Source organism: Bradyrhizobium oligotrophicum S58, assembly GCF_000344805.1.
Taxonomy (GTDB): domain Bacteria; phylum Pseudomonadota; class Alphaproteobacteria; order Rhizobiales; family Xanthobacteraceae; genus Bradyrhizobium; species Bradyrhizobium oligotrophicum.
In genome coordinates, this window is sequence record NC_020453.1 from 5,338,610 (window position 1) to 5,358,983 (window position 20,374).

A 20,374-nucleotide genomic window follows, 5' to 3' on the forward strand; every position below is an offset into this window, starting at 1 on the left:
TTGAAAGTTACACCTGCTTTAGCGCGTCACGTTGAGCCCGGCGAGCATCTCCTTCACGGCCGCCATCGCGGCGGCCAGCTTGTCGGCATCGCGCGAGCGCACCACGAGATGCGTGTTCGGCTTCTGGTCCTCGTCGGTGAAGGGATAGCTGCCGATGATGGTGTCCGGGTGCGCCTTGGCGATCTCGCGCAAGGGGCCGCCGATGTCGCCCTCGCGCGCATTGGCGCGGACGGTCTCCGACAGCATCCGCACGCCCGATTTCAGCTTCGGCGCCACGATGTCCATCATCGCCTGCATGATCGAGGGTACGCCGGCCATGACGATGACGTTGCCGAGCTTGAAGCCGGGCGCCAGGATGGTGGCGCTCTGGATCAGCTCGGCGCCATCGGGGATGCGCGCCATCCGCAGCCGCGCCTCGTTGAGCTCCTGCTCGCTCCAGCGCTCGCGGAAGCGCGCCACCACCTCGGGATGGTGGTCGATGCCGACGCCGAATGCCTTGGCGATCGAGTCGGCCGTGATGTCGTCATGGGTCGGGCCGATGCCGCCGGTCGTGAACACATAGGTGTAGCGGTGCCGCAGCGCGTCGAGCGCGGCGATGATGTCGCCCTCGTCGTCCGAGACCACCCGGACCTCCTTGAGGTCGATGCCGAGATTGGTCAGGTATTCGGCGATGAAGCCGATGTTCTTGTCCTTGGTCCGGCCGGACAGGATCTCGTCGCCGATGACCAGCAATCCCGCGGTGACGATGTCGCTCATGGCTTCTCCTCGCATCTCCCTCTCTTTTGGCCCGGGCCGGCGCCAATGTCATCCAGTACGTCACCGGTTATGCCGCGGTTTTGAGCATTGCGCAGCCGGTTTTTCGGGCACGATTTCGGCGCCCGCCGCGAAATGCCGCTGAGGAATGCATATCGGGCTGGCCCGGGCCTTGCTACCATCATGGGGAGTCATGCAGTGTATGGCGAGGCTGGGACACACGGGCATCTATGGCAGTTGCGTTCGACGAGATGAACGAGCCGGGCGGCGAAGTCCGTCAGGCCTATCATGAACTGTCGCGGTGGCTGAAGGAAACGCCGCCGGACGCGCTGGAATATCGCCGTCAGGAGGCGGAGCTGCTGTTCCGGCGGATCGGCATCACCTTCGCGGTCTATGGCGAGGCGGAGGCGCAGGAGCGGCTGATCCCGTTCGACGTCATTCCGCGCATCCTGTCGGCTAAGGAATGGACGTTGCTGGAAAAGGGGCTGAAGCAGCGCGTCAAGGCGCTGAACATGTTCCTGCGCGACATCTATCACGGCCGCGACATCCTGCGCGCCAATGTCGTCCCGGATGACCTGATTTTCCAGAACCCGGTCTTCCGGCCCGAGATGAACGGCCAGGACGTCCCGCACGACGTCTATGTCCACATCGCCGGCATCGACATCGTCCGCGTCGACGCCAACGACTTCATCGTGCTGGAGGACAATGCGCGCACGCCGTCCGGCGTATCCTACATGCTGGAAAACCGCGAAATCATGATGCGGCTGTTTCCGGACCTGTTCGCGCGCCACCGCGTCGCGCCGGTCGAGCGCTATCCGGACGAATTGCTGTCGTGCTTGCGCTCGGTCGCGCCGCTCAGCGCCTCGGCCGAGCCGACCGTGGCGCTGATGACGCCCGGCATCTACAATTCCGCCTATTACGAGCACTCGTTCCTGGCCGACAAGCTCGGCATCGAGCTGGTCGAGGGCCGCGACCTCATCGTCAAGAACGACGAGGTGTTCATGCGCACGACCGAAGGCCTGAAGCGGGTCGACGTGATCTACCGCCGCGTCGACGACGACTTCCTCGATCCCCTCACCTTCCGTCCCGATTCGGCGCTCGGCGTGCCCGGCCTGATGTCGGCCTACATGGCCGGTAACGTCACGCTCGCCAACGCCGTCGGCACCGGCATCGCCGACGACAAGGCGATCTACTCCTACATGCCGGATATCGTGAAGTTCTATCTCGGCGAGGAGCCGATCCTGAAGAACGTGCAGACCTTCCGCTGCCGCGAGCCGCAGGACCTGTCCTATGTGCTCGACCATCTCGGCGAGCTCGTCGTCAAGGAGGTCCACGGCTCCGGCGGCTATGGCATGCTGATCGGCCCTGCCGCGACCAAGGCCACGATCGAGGCGTTCCGCGACAAGCTGAAGCGCGAGCCGGAGGGCTTCATCGCGCAGCCGACGCTCGCGCTGTCAACGTGCCCGACCTGCGTCACGGCGGGGCTTGCCCCGCGGCATGTCGATCTCAGGCCGTTCGTGCTGACCGGCCGCGACCGCACCACCATCGTGCCGGGCGGCCTCACCCGCGTGGCGCTGAAGGAAGGCTCGCTGGTGGTGAATTCCAGCCAGGGCGGCGGCACCAAGGACACATGGGTGCTGGATGAATAGAGGTTGGTTTGCACACATCGAGCCGCTTGCTCGCTGCAACCTCACCCCGCCTGCGGGGGCGCGACGAGCTTCGCTCGCGCTGAGAGGTCGGATTGCATCGAAAGATGCAATCCGGGTGAGGGGGTACAGGTCTTACAACTCGCACCGCCCGTGCGTCAGCCCCTCACCCCACCCCTCTCCCCGTGAAGAACGGGGAGAGGGAGCGCACCGTCTCCTCCGCACCTCATAGATTGCCCATGCTGTCGCGCACCGCCGAAAACCTGTACTGGCTCGCCCGCTATGTCGAGCGCGCCGAGTATCTCGCCCGCACCATCGACGCTACGTTGCGCGTCACGGCCCTGCCCGCGGCCTATATCGGCAAGACCAATGAGTGGGAATCGGCGCTGATGACCGCCGGCGTCAATGTCAGCTTCTACGAGCATTATTCCGAGGCCAACGAGCAGAACGTCGTCGAATATCTCTCCTTCAATCAGTCGAATGCGTCATCGATCAGGAACTGTATCGAGGCCGCCCGGCTCAACGCCCGCTCGGTCCGCACCGCGCTGACCTCGGAGATGTGGGACACCCTCAACGGCTCATGGATCGAGCTGCAGGAGGTGTGGAGCAAGGGCACCAAGACGCGCGAGGAGCTGGCGCGCTTCCTCCGCTTCGTGCAGGAGACCTCGCTGCGCTTCGACGGTTCGGCCTACCGCACCATGCTGCGCAACGACGCCTATTGGTTCTCGCGGCTCGGCCTGCATCTGGAACGTGCCGACAACACCGCGCGCATTCTCGACGTGAAGTATCACGTGCTGCTGCCCGAGGAGGAGCATGTTGGCGGCCCGCTCGACTACTATCAGTGGACCTCGATCCTGCGCTCGGTGTCGGCGCTGACGGCCTATCACTGGGTGTATCGCGAGACGCTGAAACCCTGGCTGATCGCCGATCTCCTGATCCTCAACGACACGCTGCCGCGCTCGCTGGCCAGCTGCTATGGCAATCTCGTCCGCAATCTCGACCAGATTGGCGTCGCCTATGGCCGCCAGGGTCCGTCGCAACGCCATGCCCGCGGCGTCCGCAACCGGCTGGAGCACTCGAACATGGACGACATCTTCCAGCGCGGCGTGCACGAGTTCATCCAGGAGTTCATCTCAGACAATTCACGGCTCGGAGAGATCATCACCAAGCAATATCTGATCTGATCGAGTAAGGTGAAAGCTCTCGGTCACCGTCATGGCCGGGCGACGTCCTGGCCATCCGCGCTTTGCTTGTTCTCCCGGTGAGAAGCGCGCGGATGCCCTGGCCTGCGCCCAGGGCATGACGATGGATAAACCGGCATTCCATCGGACACGACCATGCGCCTGCGTATCTCTCATTCCACCACCTACCGCTACGAGCCGGCGGCGACCGGCGCCATTCAGATCATCCGCATGACGCCCGGCAGCCATGATGGCCAGTATGTGGCGGAATGGCAGATCGACGTGTCGACCGATTCACGCCTCGACATGCATGAGGACGCGTTCGGCAACGTCACCCACGTGATCACCCACGATGCGCTGGAGGAGCTCACCATCACCGCCGAAGGGCTGGTGGAGACGCACGACACCGGCGGCGTGCTGAAAGGCGCGGACGAGCGGTTTCCGCCCGGCTTCTTCCTGCGGCAGACCCCGCTGACGGCAGCCAATGCGGCCATGGCTACGATCGTGCGCGACCTGCGCGCGGAATCGGAAGCCGACGTGCTCGGCTTCCTGCACACGCTGATGACGCAGATCTACGAGCACATGACCTTCGACGAGAGCCCGACCCACAGCGGCACCTCGGCCGCCGAGGCGTTCGGCCTGCGGCGCGGCGTCTGCCAGGATTACGCGCACATCTTCATCGCCTGCGCGCGCGCCGGCGGCATCCCGGCGCGCTTCGTGTCCGGACACTTCCTGCGCTCTGATGGTGCGGTGCACCAGGAGGCCGGTCACGCCTGGGTCGAAGCCTATATCCCCGATCTCGGCTGGGTCGGGTTCGACGCCGCCAACTGCATCTGCACCACGGATGCTCACGTGCGGGTCGCCCTCGGGCTGGATTATCTCGGCGCCGCGCCGGTGCGCGGCACCCGCTATGGCGGCGGACAGGAGACGCTCACCGTGAAGGTCAAGGTCGAGCAGGTCGGACGCGGCGGCCCGTCGCAATCGCAGTCCCAGTCCCAGTCCCAGCGGCAGTCCTGAATTCCGGAACGCGCGCCCCACCACCGGTGTCATTCCGGGGCGGCGCGAAGCGACGAGCCCGGAATCCATTTCTCTACGCGTTCTGTCGCCCGATGGAATCCGGGCTCGCGCTTACGCGCGCCCCGGAATGACACCGATGGTGGAGCTCCGGGCGCGCGCTTCACTGCGGGGGTTGGACGGACCGCCGATTTTCGCTAGTAATTCGCGTAACTGCTCGGGGGACGACGATGACCTATTGCTGCGGAATTCTGGTGCGTGACGGGCTCGTCATGATCGCGGACACCCGAACCAATGCCGGCCTCGACAACGTCTCGACCTTCCGCAAGCTGCACATCTTCTCCAATCCCGGCGAGCGCATCGTGGCGGTCGCCAGCGCCGGCAATCTCGCGGTCAGTCAGTCCGTGCTGTCGACGCTGACGGAGGGCATGGAAGATCCCGAGACTGGCGATGTCGAGACCCTGATGAACGCGCCGACCATGTTCCAGGCCGCGCAGCGCATTGGCAAGGCAATCCGCATGGTGCACGCCACCGAAGGCCCGGCGCTCAAGGCCGAGGACATCTCGTTCGACGTGTCGTTCCTGTTCGGCGGCCAGATCAAGGGCTCGCGGATGCGGCTGTTCATGGTGTACACCGCCGGCAACTTCATCGAATGCACCACCGACACGCCCTACTTGCAGATCGGCGAGCACAAATACGGCAAGCCGGTGCTCGACCGCGCCATGCATTACGACGTCGAGCTCTATGATGCGCTGAAGACCGGGCTGATCTCGATGGATTCGACGATGCGCTCGAATCTCGGCGTCGGCATGCCGATCGACGTGCTGGTGGTGCGCGCGGAGGCTTGCGAGGCCGACCTCAACCATCGCATCGAAGCCGGCGAGCCCTATTTCCACGATCTCCGCTCGCGCTGGTCGGCGGCCCTGCGCGCGGCGCATAACAACATTCCCAGGCCGCCCTATAAGACTCAGAGCGAGTCGAAACACTAAAACTGCAGAGAACACTGCAAACTTTGACAACTGAAGGTGAGGAAACATGGCTGAAGCGGCAAAGAAGATCGCGCTGGTGACGGGCGCAGGCACGGGCGTGGGCCGCGCCGCATCGCTCGCGCTGATGAACTCCGGCTTCACCGTGGTGCTCGCCGGCCGTCGCAAGGAGATGCTGGAGGAGACCGCGAAGCTCGGCCCGTCCGGCATGAGCTTGCCCGTTTCCGCCGACATGATGGACCCCGCCTCGATCGCGGCGCTGTTCGACACCGTCAAGTCGACCTACGGCCGCCTCGACGTGCTGTTCAACAACGCCGGCATGGGCGCGCCGCCGGTGCCGCTCGAAGAGCTGACGCTGCAGCAATGGCAGCAGGTGGTCGCAACCAATCTCACCGCGCCGTTCCTGTGCACGCAGCATGCGTTCCGGATCATGAAGGACCAGTCGCCGCGCGGCGGCCGCATCATCAACAACGGCTCGATCTCGGCGCACGCGCCGCGGCCGTTCTCATCGCCCTACACCTCGACCAAGCACGCGATCACGGGCCTTACCAAGGCCTCGAACCTCGACGGCCGGGCCTATGACATCGCGGTCGGCCAGGTCGATATCGGCAATGCCGAGACGCCGATGACCGAGCGCATGGTCGGCGGCGTGCTGCAGCCGGACGGCCGCATGATGCCGGAGCCGCGCATGGACGTGAAGGCCGTCGGCGACGCCGTCGCCTACATGGCCGGCCTGCCGCTCGACGCCAACGTCCTGTTCATCACGGTGATGGCAACAAAGATGCCGTTCGTCGGGCGGGGCTGATCGCCTCGATCCGGGTGCAGCCCTCGCTCTCTCCCCACGTCATTCCGGGGCGCGCGGAGCGCGAGCCCGGAATCCATACCCACAGGATCGACTGTGAGGCACGCGCGGAGTGAGCATCTCTCGTCGCCATGACCGCTCGTGGTTATGGATTCCGGGCTCATCGCTCCGCGATGCCCCGGAATGACGGAGAGAGCGGCACCCAGCCCTACTCCAGCTTCTCCACATTCCGCAGCTCCGGAAACAGCTTCATCCACGCCAGCGCGATCGCGATGGTGCCGACGCCACCGAGCACGGCGGCGGGCATCGCGCCGAACAAGGCCGCGGTGAGACCGCTCTCGAATTGGCCGAGCTGATTGGAGGCGTTGATGAACAGGAAGTTCACCGCGCCGACGCGGCCGCGCATCTCGTTGGGCGTCGCGAGTTGCACCAGCGAGAAGCGGATCACGACGCTGATCGTGTCGGCGGCGCCGAGAATGGCGAGCGCCAGAACCGAGATCAACATCACGTGTGAGACGGCAAAGACGACGGTGGCCGCGCCGAACACGATCACCGCCTGGAACATGCGCAGGCCGACGCGCCGCTTGATCGTGGTGCGCGCGAGCACCGCGGTCATCGCCAGCGCGCCGACCGCGGGCGCTGCGCGCAGCACGCCGAGCCCGAACGGCCCGGCCTCCAGGATGTCGCGCGCGTAGATCGGCAGCAGCGCGGTGACGCCGCCGAGCAGCACGGCAAACAGATCGAGCGAGATGGTGCCGAGGATCGCCGGATTGGCGCGGATGAAGCGGATGCCGGCGAACAGGTCCGCGTTGCTGCCATCGCGGCGCTCGGCCGGCACGTCCTCCGGCACCTGCATCAGGCCCGTCAGCGCCATGCCGCCGAGCCAGAACAGCATCATGATGCCGTAGGGCAGACCAGGCGCGACCGCATAGGCGAAGCCGCCGATCGCGGGACCGGCGATGGTCGCGAGTTGCGCCGCGCCGCTCGACAGCGCGCTCGCCCGCTGCAACGTGCCCGATGGCGCGATCAGCGGCAGCAGCGCGGCGGTGGCCGGGCTCTCGAACGCACCGGCGATGCCGAGCACGAAGACGGCTGCGAACAGCTGCAATTCGCCGAGCTGGCCGGCATAGGCGCCCCAGCACAGATAGAGCGCGGTGAGCGCCTCGGCGAGCTGACAAAGCTGCACGACGCGCTTGCGCTGGAAGCGGTCGGCGGCACTGCCGGCCGCGAACACGAGCAGGGCCGTTGGCAGGAACTGGATCAGCCCGACCATGCCGAGATCGAAGGCGCGCCCGGTGAGATCGTAGACCTGCCAGCCGATCGCCACCGCGGCGATCTGGCTCGCGAACCGCGACAGGCTGCGGGACGACAGGAACAGCAGGAACGCGCTTTGCTTCAGCAGATCGCGCGCGCCGATCGGGACGGTGGTCGACATGATGGCGCCTGCGTGACGCAGGCTCCTGCGCTTGTCAATTGCAGCCCCGCGCATGGCCGCACGGCATTGCGCGGGGCCGTTCCATCAGCTCATAATCGGGCGGGTTTGGGGGATCTGATGCTTCAGCTGCAATCGGCGTTCGGGATCGTCGCGCTGCTCGCGATCGCATGGGCGCTCGGCGAAAACCGGCGCGCGGTGTCGCTGAGACAAGCCGCGCTCGGGCTGGTGGTGACGATCCTGACCGCGGTCGTCCTGCTCAAGGTCCCGACGGTGGCTCGCGCCTTCGGCGCCATCAACGACGCCGTCGGCGCCATCTCCTCGGCCTCGCGCGCCGGCACATCGTTCGTGTTCGGCTATGTCGGCGGCGGCGCCCTGCCCTTCGACTTGAAGGCCCCCGGCGCCGATTTCGTGCTCGCCTTCCAGGCGCTGCCGATCGTGCTGGTCATGAGCGTGCTGACGACGCTCTTGTTCTATTGGCGGGTCTTGCCGCCGCTGGTGCGCGGCATGGCGTGGCTCTTGGAGCGCACGCTCGGCGTCGGCGGCGCCGTCGGCCTGTCGACCGCTGCCAACGTCTTCCTCGGCATGGTGGAAGCGCCGCTGTTCATCCGGCCCTATCTGGCGCAGATGACGCGCAGCGAATTGTTCCTGGTCATGACCGGCGGCATGGCCGGCATCGCCGGAACCGTGCTGGTGCTGTATGCGACGCTTCTTGCTCCGCTCATTCCCGATGCCGCCGCGCATTTCGTGATCGCCTCGGTGCTAGGCGCACCGGCTGCGATTCTGATCAGCCTGATCATGGTGCCGGAGACGTCGAAGCAGCTCACCGGCGGCACGCTCGGCGACCCCGACACGCAGGCCACGTCGACGATGGATGCCATCGTCAAGGGCACCAGCGCCGGGCTCGAACTGCTGATGAACATCGTCGCGCTGTTGCTGGTGCTGGTCGCGCTGGTTCATCTCGCCAATGCGATCCTGTCGCTGTTGCCCGCGATCGGCGGCGCCGACATCTCGTTGCAGCGGCTGCTCGGCCTCGTCATGGCGCCGGTGTGCTGGCTGATGGGCCTGCCGTGGTCGGAGGCCGTCACCGCCGGCAGCCTGATGGGCACCAAGACGGTGCTGAACGAGCTGATCGCCTATGTCGAGCTCGCCAAGCTCGACACCACCGCGATCGACCCCCGCGCGCGGCTGATCATGCTCTATGCGATGTGCGGCTTCGCCAACTTCGCCAGCCTCGGCATCATGATCGGCGGCCTCGGGACGATGGCGCCGACGCGGCGCGACGAGATCAATGCGCTCGGCCTCAAATCAATCGTCTCGGGCACCCTCACCACCTGTCTGATGGGAGCCATCGTCGGCCTGCTGACGTGAGCCGAGCTCGGTGTTGTCCGGCTGCAGCAGCGGGGCGACCCTCGCCATCACCGCATCCGAGCCTTCCGCCGTGAGATGCGCATGGTCGAAGGAGAGCGGGACATCGCCCGCGGTGAGCGGACAGCGCCCGTTCTCGCAGACGATCGACAGGATCGAGACGTAGGAGAGCCCCTCGCCCGTCGGCAGCGCCGCCTGCATCGCCGCGTCCAGCGCAAAGATATCCGACCGGACGAACGTCGCACCGTCGGGTGTCACGCCGCGCAAGGTCGCGCGCGCCAGCATGGATGGCAGCCGCGCCCGAAACTGCACGGATGGGCCGAGCAGCACCACCGGAATGCCCGCGTCCTGAAGGCGTCCGATGGTCTGTCTGAGGTCGCGCAGCATGCCCGGAAAGCGCGGCGGCCGCGCATTCTCGAGCCAATCGGCCGACATCACCACGAGATCGGGCCGCGCTTGCGCGAAATAGTCTCGCATCTGGCTTGCGAAGGCGCGGCAGGACGCGACGCCCTGTGTCTCCGCGCTGAAGGTCGGCATGCACGTCGGCTGGCTCGCCTGCATGATGTTGACGGTGCGTGGATCGAGGTGAGCTGCGAGGCCGTGATAGTAGTGCGCGGCAAAGCTGTCGCCCCACAGCAGGACGTTGGTCTTGCCGGTCACCGGACGGAGACACTCTGCGGGCACGCGGCCGTCCGGTGTCGTGAAGCAGGTGCCGTAGCGATAGACCGGCTTCATGTCATAGCTGTTATAGGCATCGTAGCGCTGCGCCGCGCGGTCGTCGTCAGACGCGGACCCGGCGCGCAGCAGGCCTACGCCGCTGCCGACGAGCAGCAGCAGGCTCGCCAGCGCGGCCAGGCCGAAGGCGGCGCGCGGTGTCGGCGCGAGTTGCCGCGTCCGGAATGGCTGCTCGACGAAGCGCCAGGACAGCGTGGCCACAGCGACCGTCAGGGCGAACAAGGCCGCCCGCTCCCAGCCCTCGAGTGCGAGACCGGGCTTGGCGAAGCGCGCAAACGCAAACAGCGGCCAGTGCCAGAGATACAGCGAATAGGAGATGCCGCCGAAGAACGCCGCCACATTGAGCGGCGACAGCCGGCTGCGCGGCACGTTGGCAACGCCCACCCCGCTCCACAGGAACAGCGCGGCGCCGAGGCATGGCGCGAGCGCGTTGACGCCGGGGAAGCCCGGTCCGGCACGCAACGACAGGATCGGGATCGCCATCAGCAGCAGCGACAGCGCGCGAGCGAGGCGCTGCGCCAGGCCGGGACGCAATGCGGGCAGGCCTGAAACCGCAACGAGGCTGCCGAGCAGGAATTCCCAGGCACGCGGCGGGCTGAGGAAGAACGCGCTCGCAGATGCGTTGCCTCGCATCAGCATCAGGCCGAGCACGAACGAGCCTGCAGCAAGCAGCGCCAGGGTGAGCGGCAGCGCCAGCCGGCGCCCACGCGCCAGCCGCAGCACGGCCCAGACCACCACCGGCAGCACCAGATAGAACTGCTCCTCGACCGCCAGCGACCAGGTATGCAGCAGCGGCTTCTCGACCGCCGCGTGGTCGAAATAGCCGGACTGCAGCCAGAAGAAGATGTTCGAGGTGAAGGTGACGACGGCGGCCGCGGACCGGAAGAACTCGACGCGCTCGGAGCTCAGCATGTCCTGCGACGCAGGGATCGCCGCGAATGCCACCATGACGTAGAGCGCCGGCAGCAGCCGTCGCACCCGCCGCTCGTAGAATTGCGCGAACGAAAAGCGCGCCTGCGCCATCTCCGACGCGATGATGCCGGTGATCAGGTAGCCGGAGATCACGAAGAAGATGTCGACGCCGACGAAGCCGCCGAAGATCGCGGGCGCCTCGAAGTGAAATGCGACGACGGAGAGCACCGCAATGGCGCGCAGCCAATCGATGTCCTCGCGATGAGCGGGAGGTGAATCTGAAGCTGCGCGCGCGCCGGCGATACGGGGCTGCATCGATGCGCGCATTCGCGGCGCGATCGTGCTCCTTGGAGCGAACTGGACGACAAAGGGCGGCAACGGGACGGGTCAGCCTTACGCAAGCCCACGGCGAACACGTCTGACGGATCCGTCGCCGGCCCATCCGTCCCAATGACGCGAGACTGGATGTCGACACACACGCGCGATGGGACCGCCGTCCATCGCACGCTAATGTTTCCATCCATTTCTGTCGGCTTTACGTCGACAGTTCGACCGTTTTGAAGTCGGCCGGCAGGATCACTTCGAGCAGCTCGACGTCGTTGGAATAGTCGAGGATCATGTGCCGGATCTTCGGCGGCTGGGTCCAGCAGCTGCCTTCTTTCATCAGCGTCTCGCCGACGCCTTCGAGATAGCTCTTCACCCAGCCCTTCAGCACATAGACCATCTGGAAGTCGACGGCATGGGTGTGCAGCTTCGACACCTCGTGCGGATTGCACGGCGGCAGCATGCGGATGACGTGCGCCCGCGCCAGGCCGTGGGTTGCGTGGGCAATGCCGAGGTCGCGGTAGACAGCGTAGGTGCGCAGGCCGTCGGCCTTGAAGTCCTCCTCGCGGTGATGGCTGATCGCGACCTTCTGCTTCGGCCGCCGCGGCGCCGGCGCCAGCCGTCCCTGGCTGACGAGCGCATTGCGCGCGGACGGCGCGGCGGCCGCGCCCGGCTTGGCCGGCACTTTCGCGAGCGTCCTGGTGTTGGTCTTCGTGACGGCCTTCGCCGTCGCCTTGCTGCTCTTGCCAGTCCTCAGCGATGCGGCCTTGGCGGCGGCACGCGATGCGGGCTTGGTGGTGCGGCTCTTCGTGGCCATGGTGCTCTCCCCTGCGAGTCCTCGATGCAAGGTTAGCACACATTGGAGAAGCTCAGCAGAGCCACGACGAGAGGTCGTCATTCCGGGGCGTGCGAAGCACGAGCCCGGAATCCATTGCTCCGCACGTTCTGCCGCCCGATGGATTCCGGGCTCGCGCTTCGCGCGCCCCGGAATGACAGCGTTGGTAGAGCGACCAACGCGCCGTCAACTCAATGCAGCACGAACACGCCGTCGACGGCGCGCAGCTCGGCCGGCTTGATCAGCTTGGAATGCGCCACCGTGACCGAGTACAAGGGGCCCTCGATCTTCTCCTCCCAGAACGCCAGGAAATCCTTCAGAGCCGGGAATTTCGGGAACAGGTCGTAGTTCTGCCAGACGTAGGTCTGCAGCAGCGAGCGGTGATCCGGCATCCGATACAGGATCTGCGCGGTCGTCAGCCCGTAACCCAAGACCTGTTTCCGAAAGTCCTCGGAAACTTCACCCTTCGACGCCATGCCAACCTCCGTTTCTGGAGCGCATGTCCGGTGTGGCGACCGGGATTGGAGCCAGCCGGCGAAGATGCGCTCACTCGTCAAGAAATGTGACGCATGTCATCAATCCATCACAAGCCTAAATGTTTAACGGGCTGTTGAAATATGCTGCATTAGCAGCGACTTAGCCCGGGTGCTAATACGGGGTTTCACGATCCGTTCCGCCGCCATTAACGATATCGGAGCGCTTTGGCAGAGCCCGCGTTCGACTGCCAATTTTTCTGCTACAAGCCCTTGCTCGGCATAGAACTCTCGCTTATCTCCAGCCTGCGTGCTGGCACTCGCCGGCGCCGACTGCCAAAATCCCAGAAACTGAAATCGCCTCAATAAATTAGGAGGACCGTATGGCTTTCCGTCCGCTTCACGACCGCGTCGTGGTCAAGCGCATCGACGCCGAAGAGAAGACCGCTGGCGGCATCATCATTCCCGACTCGGCCAAGGAAAAGCCCTCGCAGGGCGAAGTGATCGCGGTGGGCCCGGGCGCCCGCGACGAGAGCGGCAAGCTGGTCCCGCTCGACGTCCAGGTCGGCGATCGCGTGCTGTTCGGCAAGTGGTCGGGCACCGAGGTCAAGATCGACGGCCAGGAGCTGCTCATCATGAAGGAAAGCGACATCATGGGCGTGATCACCGACACCGCGGCAAAGAAGAAGGCCGCCTAAGCCAAACCCGCTCAACGCTCACCCCTGAGGAGCGCCTGCGGGCGCCCTTTCCGAGGGTGAGACGAATAGTTCAACTCAGGGAAACCCAATATGTCAGCGAAAGACGTGAAGTTCGGCGTCGAAGCCCGCGACCGCATGCTGCGCGGTGTGGACATCCTCGCCAATGCCGTGAAGGTCACGCTCGGTCCGAAGGGCCGCAACGTCGTCCTCGACAAGTCGTTCGGCGCTCCCCGCATCACCAAGGACGGCGTCACCGTCGCCAAGGAGATCGAGCTCGACGACAAGTTCGAGAACATGGGCGCGCAGATGGTGCGCGAGGTCGCCTCGAAGTCCGCTGACGCGGCCGGCGACGGCACCACCACCGCGACCGTGCTGGCCCAGGCCATCGTCCGCGAGGGCGCCAAGGCCGTTGCCGCCGGCATGAACCCGATGGATCTGAAGCGCGGCATCGACCTCGCGGTCGAGGCGGTCGTGGCCGACCTCGTCAAGAACTCCAAGAAGGTCACGTCGAACGACGAGATCGCCCAGGTCGGCACCATCTCGGCGAACGGCGATGCCGAGATCGGCAAGTTCCTCGCCGACGCGATGAAGAAGGTCGGCAACGAGGGTGTCATCACCGTCGAGGAAGCCAAGTCGCTCGAGACCGAGCTCGACGTCGTCGAGGGCATGCAGTTCGACCGCGGCTACATCTCGCCCTACTTCGTCACCAACGCCGACAAGATGCGCGTCGAGATGGATGACGCCTACATCCTGATCAACGAGAAGAAGCTGTCGTCGCTGAACGAGTTGCTGCCGCTGCTCGAGGCCGTGGTGCAGACCGGCAAGCCGCTGGTCATCGTCGCCGAGGACGTCGAGGGCGAGGCTCTGGCCACCCTGGTCGTCAACCGCCTGCGTGGCGGCCTGAAGGTCGCCGCCGTCAAGGCGCCGGGCTTCGGCGATCGCCGCAAGGCCATGCTGCAGGACATCGCGATCCTGACCGGCGGCCAGGCGATCTCGGAAGACCTCGGCATCAAGCTCGAGAACGTCAACCTCTCCATGCTCGGCCGCGCCAAGAAGGTGATGATCGACAAGGAGAACACCACCATCGTCAACGGCGCCGGCAAGAAGGCCGACATCGAGGCGCGAGTTCAGCAGATCAAGGCGCAGATCGAGGAGACCACCTCGGACTACGACCGTGAGAAGCTGCAGGAGCGTCTGGCCAAGCTCGCGGGCGGCGTCGCGGTGATCCGCGTCGGCGGCGCGACCGAGGTCGAGGTCAAGGAGCGCAAGGATCGCGTGGATGACGCGATGCATGCGACCCGCGCGGCTGTCGAGGAAGGCATCCTGCCGGGCGGCGGCGTCGCCCTGCTCCGTGCCTCCGAGCAGCTCAAGGGCCTGCGCACCAAGAACGACGACCAGAAGACCGGCATCGAGATCGTCCGCAAGGCGCTCTCCGCCCCGGCCCGCCAGATCGCGATCAACGCGGGCGAGGACGGCTCGGTCATCGTCGGCAAGATCCTGGAGAAGGACCAGTACGCCTATGGCTTCGACAGCCAGACCGGCGAGTACGTCAACCTGGTCTCCAAGGGCATCATCGACCCGACCAAGGTGGTTCGCGCCGCGATCCAGAACGCCGCCTCCGTGGCTGCGCTGCTGATCACGACCGAGGCCATGGTCGCCGAGCTGCCGAAGAAGAACGCCGGCGGCCCCGCGATGCCTCCGGGCGGCGGCATGGGCGGCATGGACTTCTAAGTCCAGCCTTCCTCGCGAAGACACACGAAGGGCGCGGCGCAAGCCGCGCCCTTTTTGTTTGTGACGTAGCCCGGATGAGCGAAGCGACATCCGGGGCCTCACGAGCCGTGCTGGTGAACCCGCATGTCGCTTCGCTCATGCGGGCTACGACATCTGCGACCGCCGCTACCTCACCATCGTCCCGATCCGCTCGAAGCGGATCCGACCCGGCTTGCCTTTCTCGGCGGCCGCTGTCGAGAAGAAGATCATGGCGGCGCGACCTATGACGTTCTCGATCGGCACATAGCCGATCGCGCTAAGCACGCGGCTGTCGGTGGAGTTGTCGCGGTTGTCGCCCATCATGAACAGGTGGCCGGCGGGCACGACATAGACGCTGGTGTTGTCGAAGAAGCCGTTGTCCACGCAATCGAGCGTCTCGTAGCTCACGCCGTTCGGCAGGGTCTCGCGCCAGCGCTTGACGCGCTCGCTCGCATCGCCGCCGCAGGCTGGCTCTCCGGTCAGATCCTCGACCCGCTCGCGCGCGACGGCTGTGTCGTTGATGTAGAGCACTCCGTCCTTCATCTGGACACGATCGCCGGGCAGTCCGACGATGCGCTTGATGTAGACGGTCGCATTGTCCTTCGGCAGGAAGAATGCGACCACGTCGCCGCGCGCCGGCGTCGCGCCCCAGATCCGCGCCGAGGGCGGCAAGGAGGATGGCCAGGGCAGCGGCCACGTGAAGCGGCTGTAGCCATAGGGATATTTCGACACGAAGAAGACATCGCCGACAAGAAGAGTTGGAATGTTCGAGGATGATGGAATGTTGAACGGCTGAAACAGAAAGGTGCGGATCAGCACCGGCGAGGCCAGCAGCAGGCACAGCAGCACAAAACCTGCGACGAAGATGGCCGCGATCGCCCACCACGGCTCCTGCCGTCGCCTGACCTCTCCGGCGTCCACGCTCGTCATGACGTTCCCCAGCCTACCGCGTACGAGGATGATCGATCGCGACACTGCGCGCAATCGCAAATTGCGCGCAGTGCGGCAACCTTCATCTCGCGCGTCGGTACATCACGTCCGTTCGCAGCACGTATTTGCGGCCCCGGATCACGGGATCGCCCCGATGCATGATTGGATGATGAAACAGCAGTGCCATGCCCTTCTCCGGAATGATGCGCAGCGGACCATCCGGCATCAGGCCGGTGTCGTCGCAGAACGACGTCGCCCCACCTTCGAAATCATCGTTGAGATAGATCAGGAAGGTGAAATAGCTGCGCTCGCCATTGTCGCGTGCGAAATGGCTGTCGCGATGCCAGTCGAACTTCTGGCCGACATCGTAGCGATACAGCCGCAGTCGCTCGTTCAGCCCGACCGGTTGCCAGCGATGCTGGAACGACGGTGCGAGGTGACGGCTCAGCCGCGAATAGAGCGCCTGCGCGCGATCGCGATCATCGACCATAACCCGCTCATTGTTGCGCACGTCCTTTGCCATGATCATGCCCATCGAGGTCGAGATCGGCGCGTCGTTGAAGCCGATCGCCTCACCCCAGCTCACATAATCATCGCACTCCGCGGCGGAGAGGAAATTCGCGATCGTCTCGATATTGTCCGCACGCCAAGTCAGCTCGGTCATGATCATATCTCCTGCAACAATCGCAATCGCGTAGCCCGGATGAGCTCCCGTCTGCGCCCGTCAGGGTGCAGGCGGGAGCGACATCCGGGCCCTCACGCGCTCTAGCCGTGAATCCGCATGTCGCTTCGCTCATGCGGGCTACGAGGCTCCGCTCAATCCTTGAACGGATCGAACTCGCCGTCGCCGGCCATCACCACGGCGAACGGCCGCAGCGTATGCACCACCTTCACCGAGCCGGCGTGCTCGGCGAGCACCTCGGGCAGACGGCGATAGGCCATCGGGCTCTCGTCGAGATCGGCCCCGATCAGGGTGACGCCGCGGCCCTGCAGCCATTCGTCCATCTCGGCGCGCGTGAAACGCCGCTTGGCCTCCTTGCGGCCGAACAAGCGGCCGGCACCGTGCACCGTCGAGTACAGCGAGGCCTTGGCCTCCTCCGACTCGACGCCCTCGATGATGACGGCGTCGTCGCCCATCGAGCCGCCGACAAAGCCGCGCTGGCCGGGAAAGGCCGGCGTCGCGCCCTTGCGCACCACCCACAGATCACGCCCGCCATGGGTCTCACGCCAGGCATAGTTGTGGTGGTTGTGCACGCTGTCGGTGACCACGCCGCCGATGATCTGGCGCACGCGCTCGGTCACCCACTCGCGTCCCGCATAGGCGTAGCGCCCGGCGAGCTGCATCGCGGCGACGTAGCGCTGCCCGACCTCCGAGTCCTCGTCGACCACGGCGGGCGGCACGTTCATGCCGTCCTTGCCGCCGGCGGCCTTGAGGTAGCGCGTGGCCGAGGTGTGGCCGAGACCACGGCTGCCGAAATGCACGCCGATCCAGACGAAGCCGTCTCCGTCGCGCATCAGATCGACATAGTGGTTGCCCGATCCGACCGTGCCGAGCTGTCCGACCGCTTTCTGCCGGTACTCGCCCATATCCGACTCGCGCCAGGCATCGGCATCGTCGAACAGCTCGTGATCGACCCGCTCGGCGTTCTTGCGTCCGATGCCGAACGAGATCACCTTGGCGACATCCTTGATGATCGCGCCGACGTCGGACTCGATCGCGCTGAACTGCGTGTCGAGCCGCACCGCCATGTTGCCGCAACCGATGTCGAAGCCGACACCGGAGATGCTGATCTGCTTCTCATAGGCGATCACGCCGCCGACCGGCTGCGCATAGCCGAGATGACCGTCGGCGCAGATCACCCCGGCCACGGCGTTGCCGACCGCCATGCAGTTCTTCATCTGCGCGATGGTTGCGTCCTCATGGCGACCAAACACCTTCAGCGGGCTGTTCTGGTACTGCGCCGCCTGCGGCCTGCCCGCGACCGTCTCAGCCAGCGCCCCGGCCTCGCGCGCCAGCTGCTCCTTGCGCGCGGCATCGCGGAACGTGCACCACAGCGGCATCGAGCGCTGCCCGGGCCGCTCGACCCGTGCATCCGGATCGAGGCCGGCTTCGACCGCCAGCTGTCGGGCGCGCTCCTGGTAGGGATCGGCTCGCATTTGATGCTCCTCTCTTGCTCATGCACCACACGACCGCGCCAATGCGCCGCCATGATCGGAGTCACCCGGCCTGAGGCCCGGCGACCATTTGTGCAGAGAGATGACTTTGAGGATGCAGTCCCGGTAAGGGAGGTCGTCCGGCGGATCGTCTCTCTGGCCTCGAAGGCAGAGGGACGGCCCGCTGCCTCAACTATGCGTCTGGTCGAATGCTGTGTAGCAGCGCGGTGCTTGCGGAGACGGCCGGCACGCGCACGAGCCAATCACGGCGGCCGCAATGCGGCAGCGCGATGGCCTCGATCAGGCGTGATATCGAATTCGGCATGGATCTCTCGCTGGCGGATATCCGCACAATACGTTGGCGCGTGCTCTTACAGCAAATTCGAAATTTGTAAAGTCGACGATCGAAATCGCGATCGCTTCTTCGCGATGTGCCGTGGACCGAGCACATCATGGCCGATCGTGGCTATGGATTCCGGGCTCATCCGCTACGCGGCTGCCCCGGAATGACGCGTGGAGAGAGCCAGTACACTCTCCACGCGTCATTCCGGGGCGCCCGAAGGGCGAGCCCGGAATCCATACTCATTATAGAAGTTTGAGGCAGGCCTTCAGCCGCAGATGCCTAGGTACAGATCATCCCAATTCGGGTTCTGCTCCTCGATCAGCCTGATCTTCCAGCCGCGCCGCCACTTCTTCAGCTCCTTCTCGCGGGAGATGGCGGCGATGGCGTCGTCGTAGATCTCGAACCAGACGAGCTTGCCGATGTCATAGCGCGAGGTGAAGCTTGGTACAGACTTCGTCCTATGCTCGTACACGCGACGCACGAGATCGTTCGTCACGCCCAGATAGAGAGTGCCGTGCTTCTTGCTCGCAAGCAGATAGACGTAATGCGCCATCGGACAGTCGTGGTTATGGATTCCGGGCTCATCCGCTGCGCGGCTGCCCCGGAATGACGCGTGGAGAAAGCCAGTAAACTCTCCAGGCGTCATTCCGGGGCGCACGAAAGCGCGAGCCCGGAATCCATACTCACCAAACTCAGTTGGTATTTCAACTCTCTCCCACACACCCTTAGACGGTCGAAAGGCCGCCCGTGGGCGGCCTTTCCTATCAACGATGCAGTCTGGCACTCAGCCATCACGCCGCATCCGGCGCCTTCAGCCGCACCAGCTGCGTCAGCAGCGCGTCGAGGCCTGCACCCTCACCGGCATGCAGGTCGATGCGGCCGACCTTCTCGACGAGGCGCTCCAGCGACTCCAGCTCCTTGAGCCGCAGCAGCAGCGGGTTCTCCTCCATCAGCTTGGCGGTGTTCAGGAGCGAGCGCGTCGCCGCGGTCTCCTCCTGGCGGCGGATCAGGTTGGCCTTCGCCGTCCGCTCCGCCTCCACCACCTTGTTGACGAGCTCGCGGATCTCGCCGGGCAGGATCACGTCCTTCACGCCGAGCTCCGTCACCTCGACGCCCGAGCCGTCGAGCCGCGCACGCACGTAGTCGCGCAGCTCGGCATCGAGCGAGGCCTTGGCCGCCAGCACCTCGTCGAGCGTGCGTGACGCCACTGCCTCGCGGATCGCGAACTGCACCAAACGATACAGCCACGCATCCACGTCCGGCGTGGTCGCCACCGCCGCCTCCGCATCGACGATCCGCCGGAACGCCGTCAGGGTCACCCGCAGTGCGATGCGATCCTTGGTCAGCATCTCCTGCGCGGTGATCTCGAGCGCGGTGGGCCGCAGATCGAGGCGCTTGACCTCGATCTTGCGGCCGACGGCCCAGAAGGCGTGCCGGCCCGGCGCCAGCCGATCGGCCAGCTTGCCGTCGACATGAAGCAGACCGGCCTCGTGGTTCTCGACCACCGCCTCGGTCACGATGCCAGGCCGGTTGCGCTCGATCATCGCCAGATGCCGCGCGCTGACGCGTACGTCATCGGTGATGTCGATCCGCTCGACATCGATCCTCGTCGCCACCTTCCAGTAGACGCGGCTCTGCCAGGGCGTGAGCAGATGCGCCGGCCGGCCATCGAGGCTGACGATCGCGATCTCGTTCGCACCGGTCTCCACCGCCTCGAACAGCTCGGCGGCGAGATCGGGCCGTGCGGCCTTCAGCACCGCGTAGCGATCAGCCGGGTACTCGGCCTTGACCACGTCGAACAGCTGGACCGTCAGCCGGTGCAGCGGATCGAGCAGCGCATGACGGCCGGTGCCGAGCACGCGCACGAGCTGGCCGTCACGCCAGACCAGCGCCCGCTCCCCATCCGCCACCGTCACTGACTTCGTCATCACATGCCAGCTCATGGCACTCTCCTGTCACGCAAGGTCCGGCGTCGTGCCGGGCCGTGCTCTGTTGGCTGTCCCTCCATCGGCGACAGCAGTTTCAAACTCAAAGGACGT

The 20,374-nt window shown here is 65.5% G+C and carries 18 protein-coding genes; 8 read left to right on the forward strand and 10 right to left on the reverse strand.

The window, feature by feature from the left end; genetic code table 11:
* Nucleotides 1-18 precede the first annotated feature (18 nt).
* Nucleotides 19-756, reverse strand: a complete 738-nt coding sequence (locus S58_RS23060; RefSeq protein ID WP_015667779.1) for a competence/damage-inducible protein A — start codon at nt 754-756, stop codon at nt 19-21.
* Between the two features lie 227 nt (nt 757-983).
* Between S58_RS23060 and S58_RS23065 the strand changes: the two genes are divergently transcribed.
* From S58_RS23065 to S58_RS23085, 5 genes are all read left to right on the forward strand, one after another.
* Nucleotides 984-2,402, forward strand: coding sequence for a circularly permuted type 2 ATP-grasp protein (locus S58_RS23065; protein WP_015667780.1), 1,419 nt, complete (start codon nt 984-986; stop codon nt 2,400-2,402).
* Nucleotides 2,403-2,638: 236 nt separating this feature from the next.
* On the forward strand, nt 2,639-3,583 hold the full coding sequence (locus S58_RS23070; RefSeq protein WP_015667781.1) for an alpha-E domain-containing protein: 945 nt from the start codon (nt 2,639-2,641) through the stop codon (nt 3,581-3,583).
* Nucleotides 3,584-3,736: 153 nt separating this feature from the next.
* A complete protein-coding gene (locus S58_RS23075) occupies nt 3,737-4,597 on the forward strand; it encodes a transglutaminase family protein (protein ID WP_015667782.1) in 861 nt (286 codons plus the stop codon).
* Between the two features lie 227 nt (nt 4,598-4,824).
* On the forward strand, nt 4,825-5,583 hold the full coding sequence (locus S58_RS23080) for a hypothetical protein (RefSeq protein WP_015667783.1): 759 nt from the start codon (nt 4,825-4,827) through the stop codon (nt 5,581-5,583).
* Between the two features lie 46 nt (nt 5,584-5,629).
* On the forward strand, nt 5,630-6,385 hold the full coding sequence (locus S58_RS23085; RefSeq protein ID WP_015667784.1) for an SDR family oxidoreductase: 756 nt from the start codon (nt 5,630-5,632) through the stop codon (nt 6,383-6,385).
* A gap of 205 nt (nt 6,386-6,590) precedes the next feature.
* On the opposite strand, the gene S58_RS23090 is transcribed toward S58_RS23085, so the two are convergent.
* Nucleotides 6,591-7,817, reverse strand: a complete 1,227-nt coding sequence (locus S58_RS23090) for an MFS transporter (protein ID WP_015667785.1) — start codon at nt 7,815-7,817, stop codon at nt 6,591-6,593.
* Nucleotides 7,818-7,934: 117 nt separating this feature from the next.
* Here S58_RS23090 and S58_RS23095 point away from each other — a divergent pair, with 117 nt between their 5' ends.
* Complete coding sequence (locus S58_RS23095; protein ID WP_015667786.1) at nt 7,935-9,185, forward strand: NupC/NupG family nucleoside CNT transporter; 1,251 nt, start codon at nt 7,935-7,937, stop codon at nt 9,183-9,185.
* Here the strand turns inward: S58_RS23095 and S58_RS23100 are convergent.
* The 3 genes from S58_RS23100 to S58_RS23110 form a co-directional block, all read right to left on the reverse strand.
* Nucleotides 9,123-11,144, reverse strand: coding sequence for an acyltransferase family protein (locus S58_RS23100; protein WP_015667787.1), 2,022 nt, complete (start codon nt 11,142-11,144; stop codon nt 9,123-9,125). The genes S58_RS23095 and S58_RS23100 overlap by 63 nt on opposite strands.
* 220 nt (nt 11,145-11,364) lie before the next feature.
* Entirely contained in the window at nt 11,365-11,970 is a 606-nt protein-coding gene (locus S58_RS23105) for a cupin domain-containing protein (protein WP_015667788.1), read from the reverse strand.
* Nucleotides 11,971-12,179: 209 nt separating this feature from the next.
* A complete protein-coding gene (locus S58_RS23110) occupies nt 12,180-12,464 on the reverse strand; it encodes an usg protein (RefSeq protein ID WP_015667789.1) in 285 nt (94 codons plus the stop codon).
* A 380-nt stretch (nt 12,465-12,844) separates the two neighbouring features.
* Between S58_RS23110 and groES the strand changes: the two genes are divergently transcribed.
* Nucleotides 12,845-13,159: a co-chaperone GroES gene (groES, locus tag S58_RS23115; protein WP_015667790.1), complete on the forward strand. Its 315-nt coding sequence runs from the start codon at nt 12,845-12,847 to the stop codon at nt 13,157-13,159.
* Between the two features lie 90 nt (nt 13,160-13,249).
* Nucleotides 13,250-14,890 carry a chaperonin GroEL gene (groL, locus tag S58_RS23120; RefSeq protein ID WP_015667791.1) on the forward strand — a complete coding sequence of 547 codons (1,641 nt, stop codon included), beginning with the start codon at nt 13,250-13,252 and terminating at the stop codon, nt 14,888-14,890.
* Between the two features lie 165 nt (nt 14,891-15,055).
* Here the strand turns inward: groL and lepB are convergent, their stop codons facing one another.
* The 5 genes from lepB to S58_RS23145 all read right to left on the reverse strand — a co-directional run bounded on the left by lepB (nt 15,056) and on the right by S58_RS23145 (nt 20,278).
* On the reverse strand, nt 15,056-15,838 hold the full coding sequence (lepB, locus tag S58_RS23125; RefSeq protein ID WP_015667792.1) for a signal peptidase I: 783 nt from the start codon (nt 15,836-15,838) through the stop codon (nt 15,056-15,058).
* A gap of 82 nt (nt 15,839-15,920) precedes the next feature.
* Nucleotides 15,921-16,502, reverse strand: a complete 582-nt coding sequence (locus S58_RS23130) for a 2OG-Fe(II) oxygenase (RefSeq protein WP_015667793.1) — start codon at nt 16,500-16,502, stop codon at nt 15,921-15,923.
* 152 nt (nt 16,503-16,654) lie between these two features.
* On the reverse strand, nt 16,655-17,995 hold the full coding sequence (locus tag S58_RS23135) for an RtcB family protein (protein ID WP_015667794.1): 1,341 nt from the start codon (nt 17,993-17,995) through the stop codon (nt 16,655-16,657).
* 605 nt (nt 17,996-18,600) lie between these two features.
* On the reverse strand, nt 18,601-18,888 hold the full coding sequence (locus S58_RS23140) for a GIY-YIG nuclease family protein (RefSeq protein WP_015667795.1): 288 nt from the start codon (nt 18,886-18,888) through the stop codon (nt 18,601-18,603).
* 238 nt (nt 18,889-19,126) lie between these two features.
* Entirely contained in the window at nt 19,127-20,278 is a 1,152-nt protein-coding gene (locus S58_RS23145; RefSeq protein ID WP_015667796.1) for a slipin family protein, read from the reverse strand.
* Between the last annotated feature and the right edge of the window lie 96 nt (nt 20,279-20,374).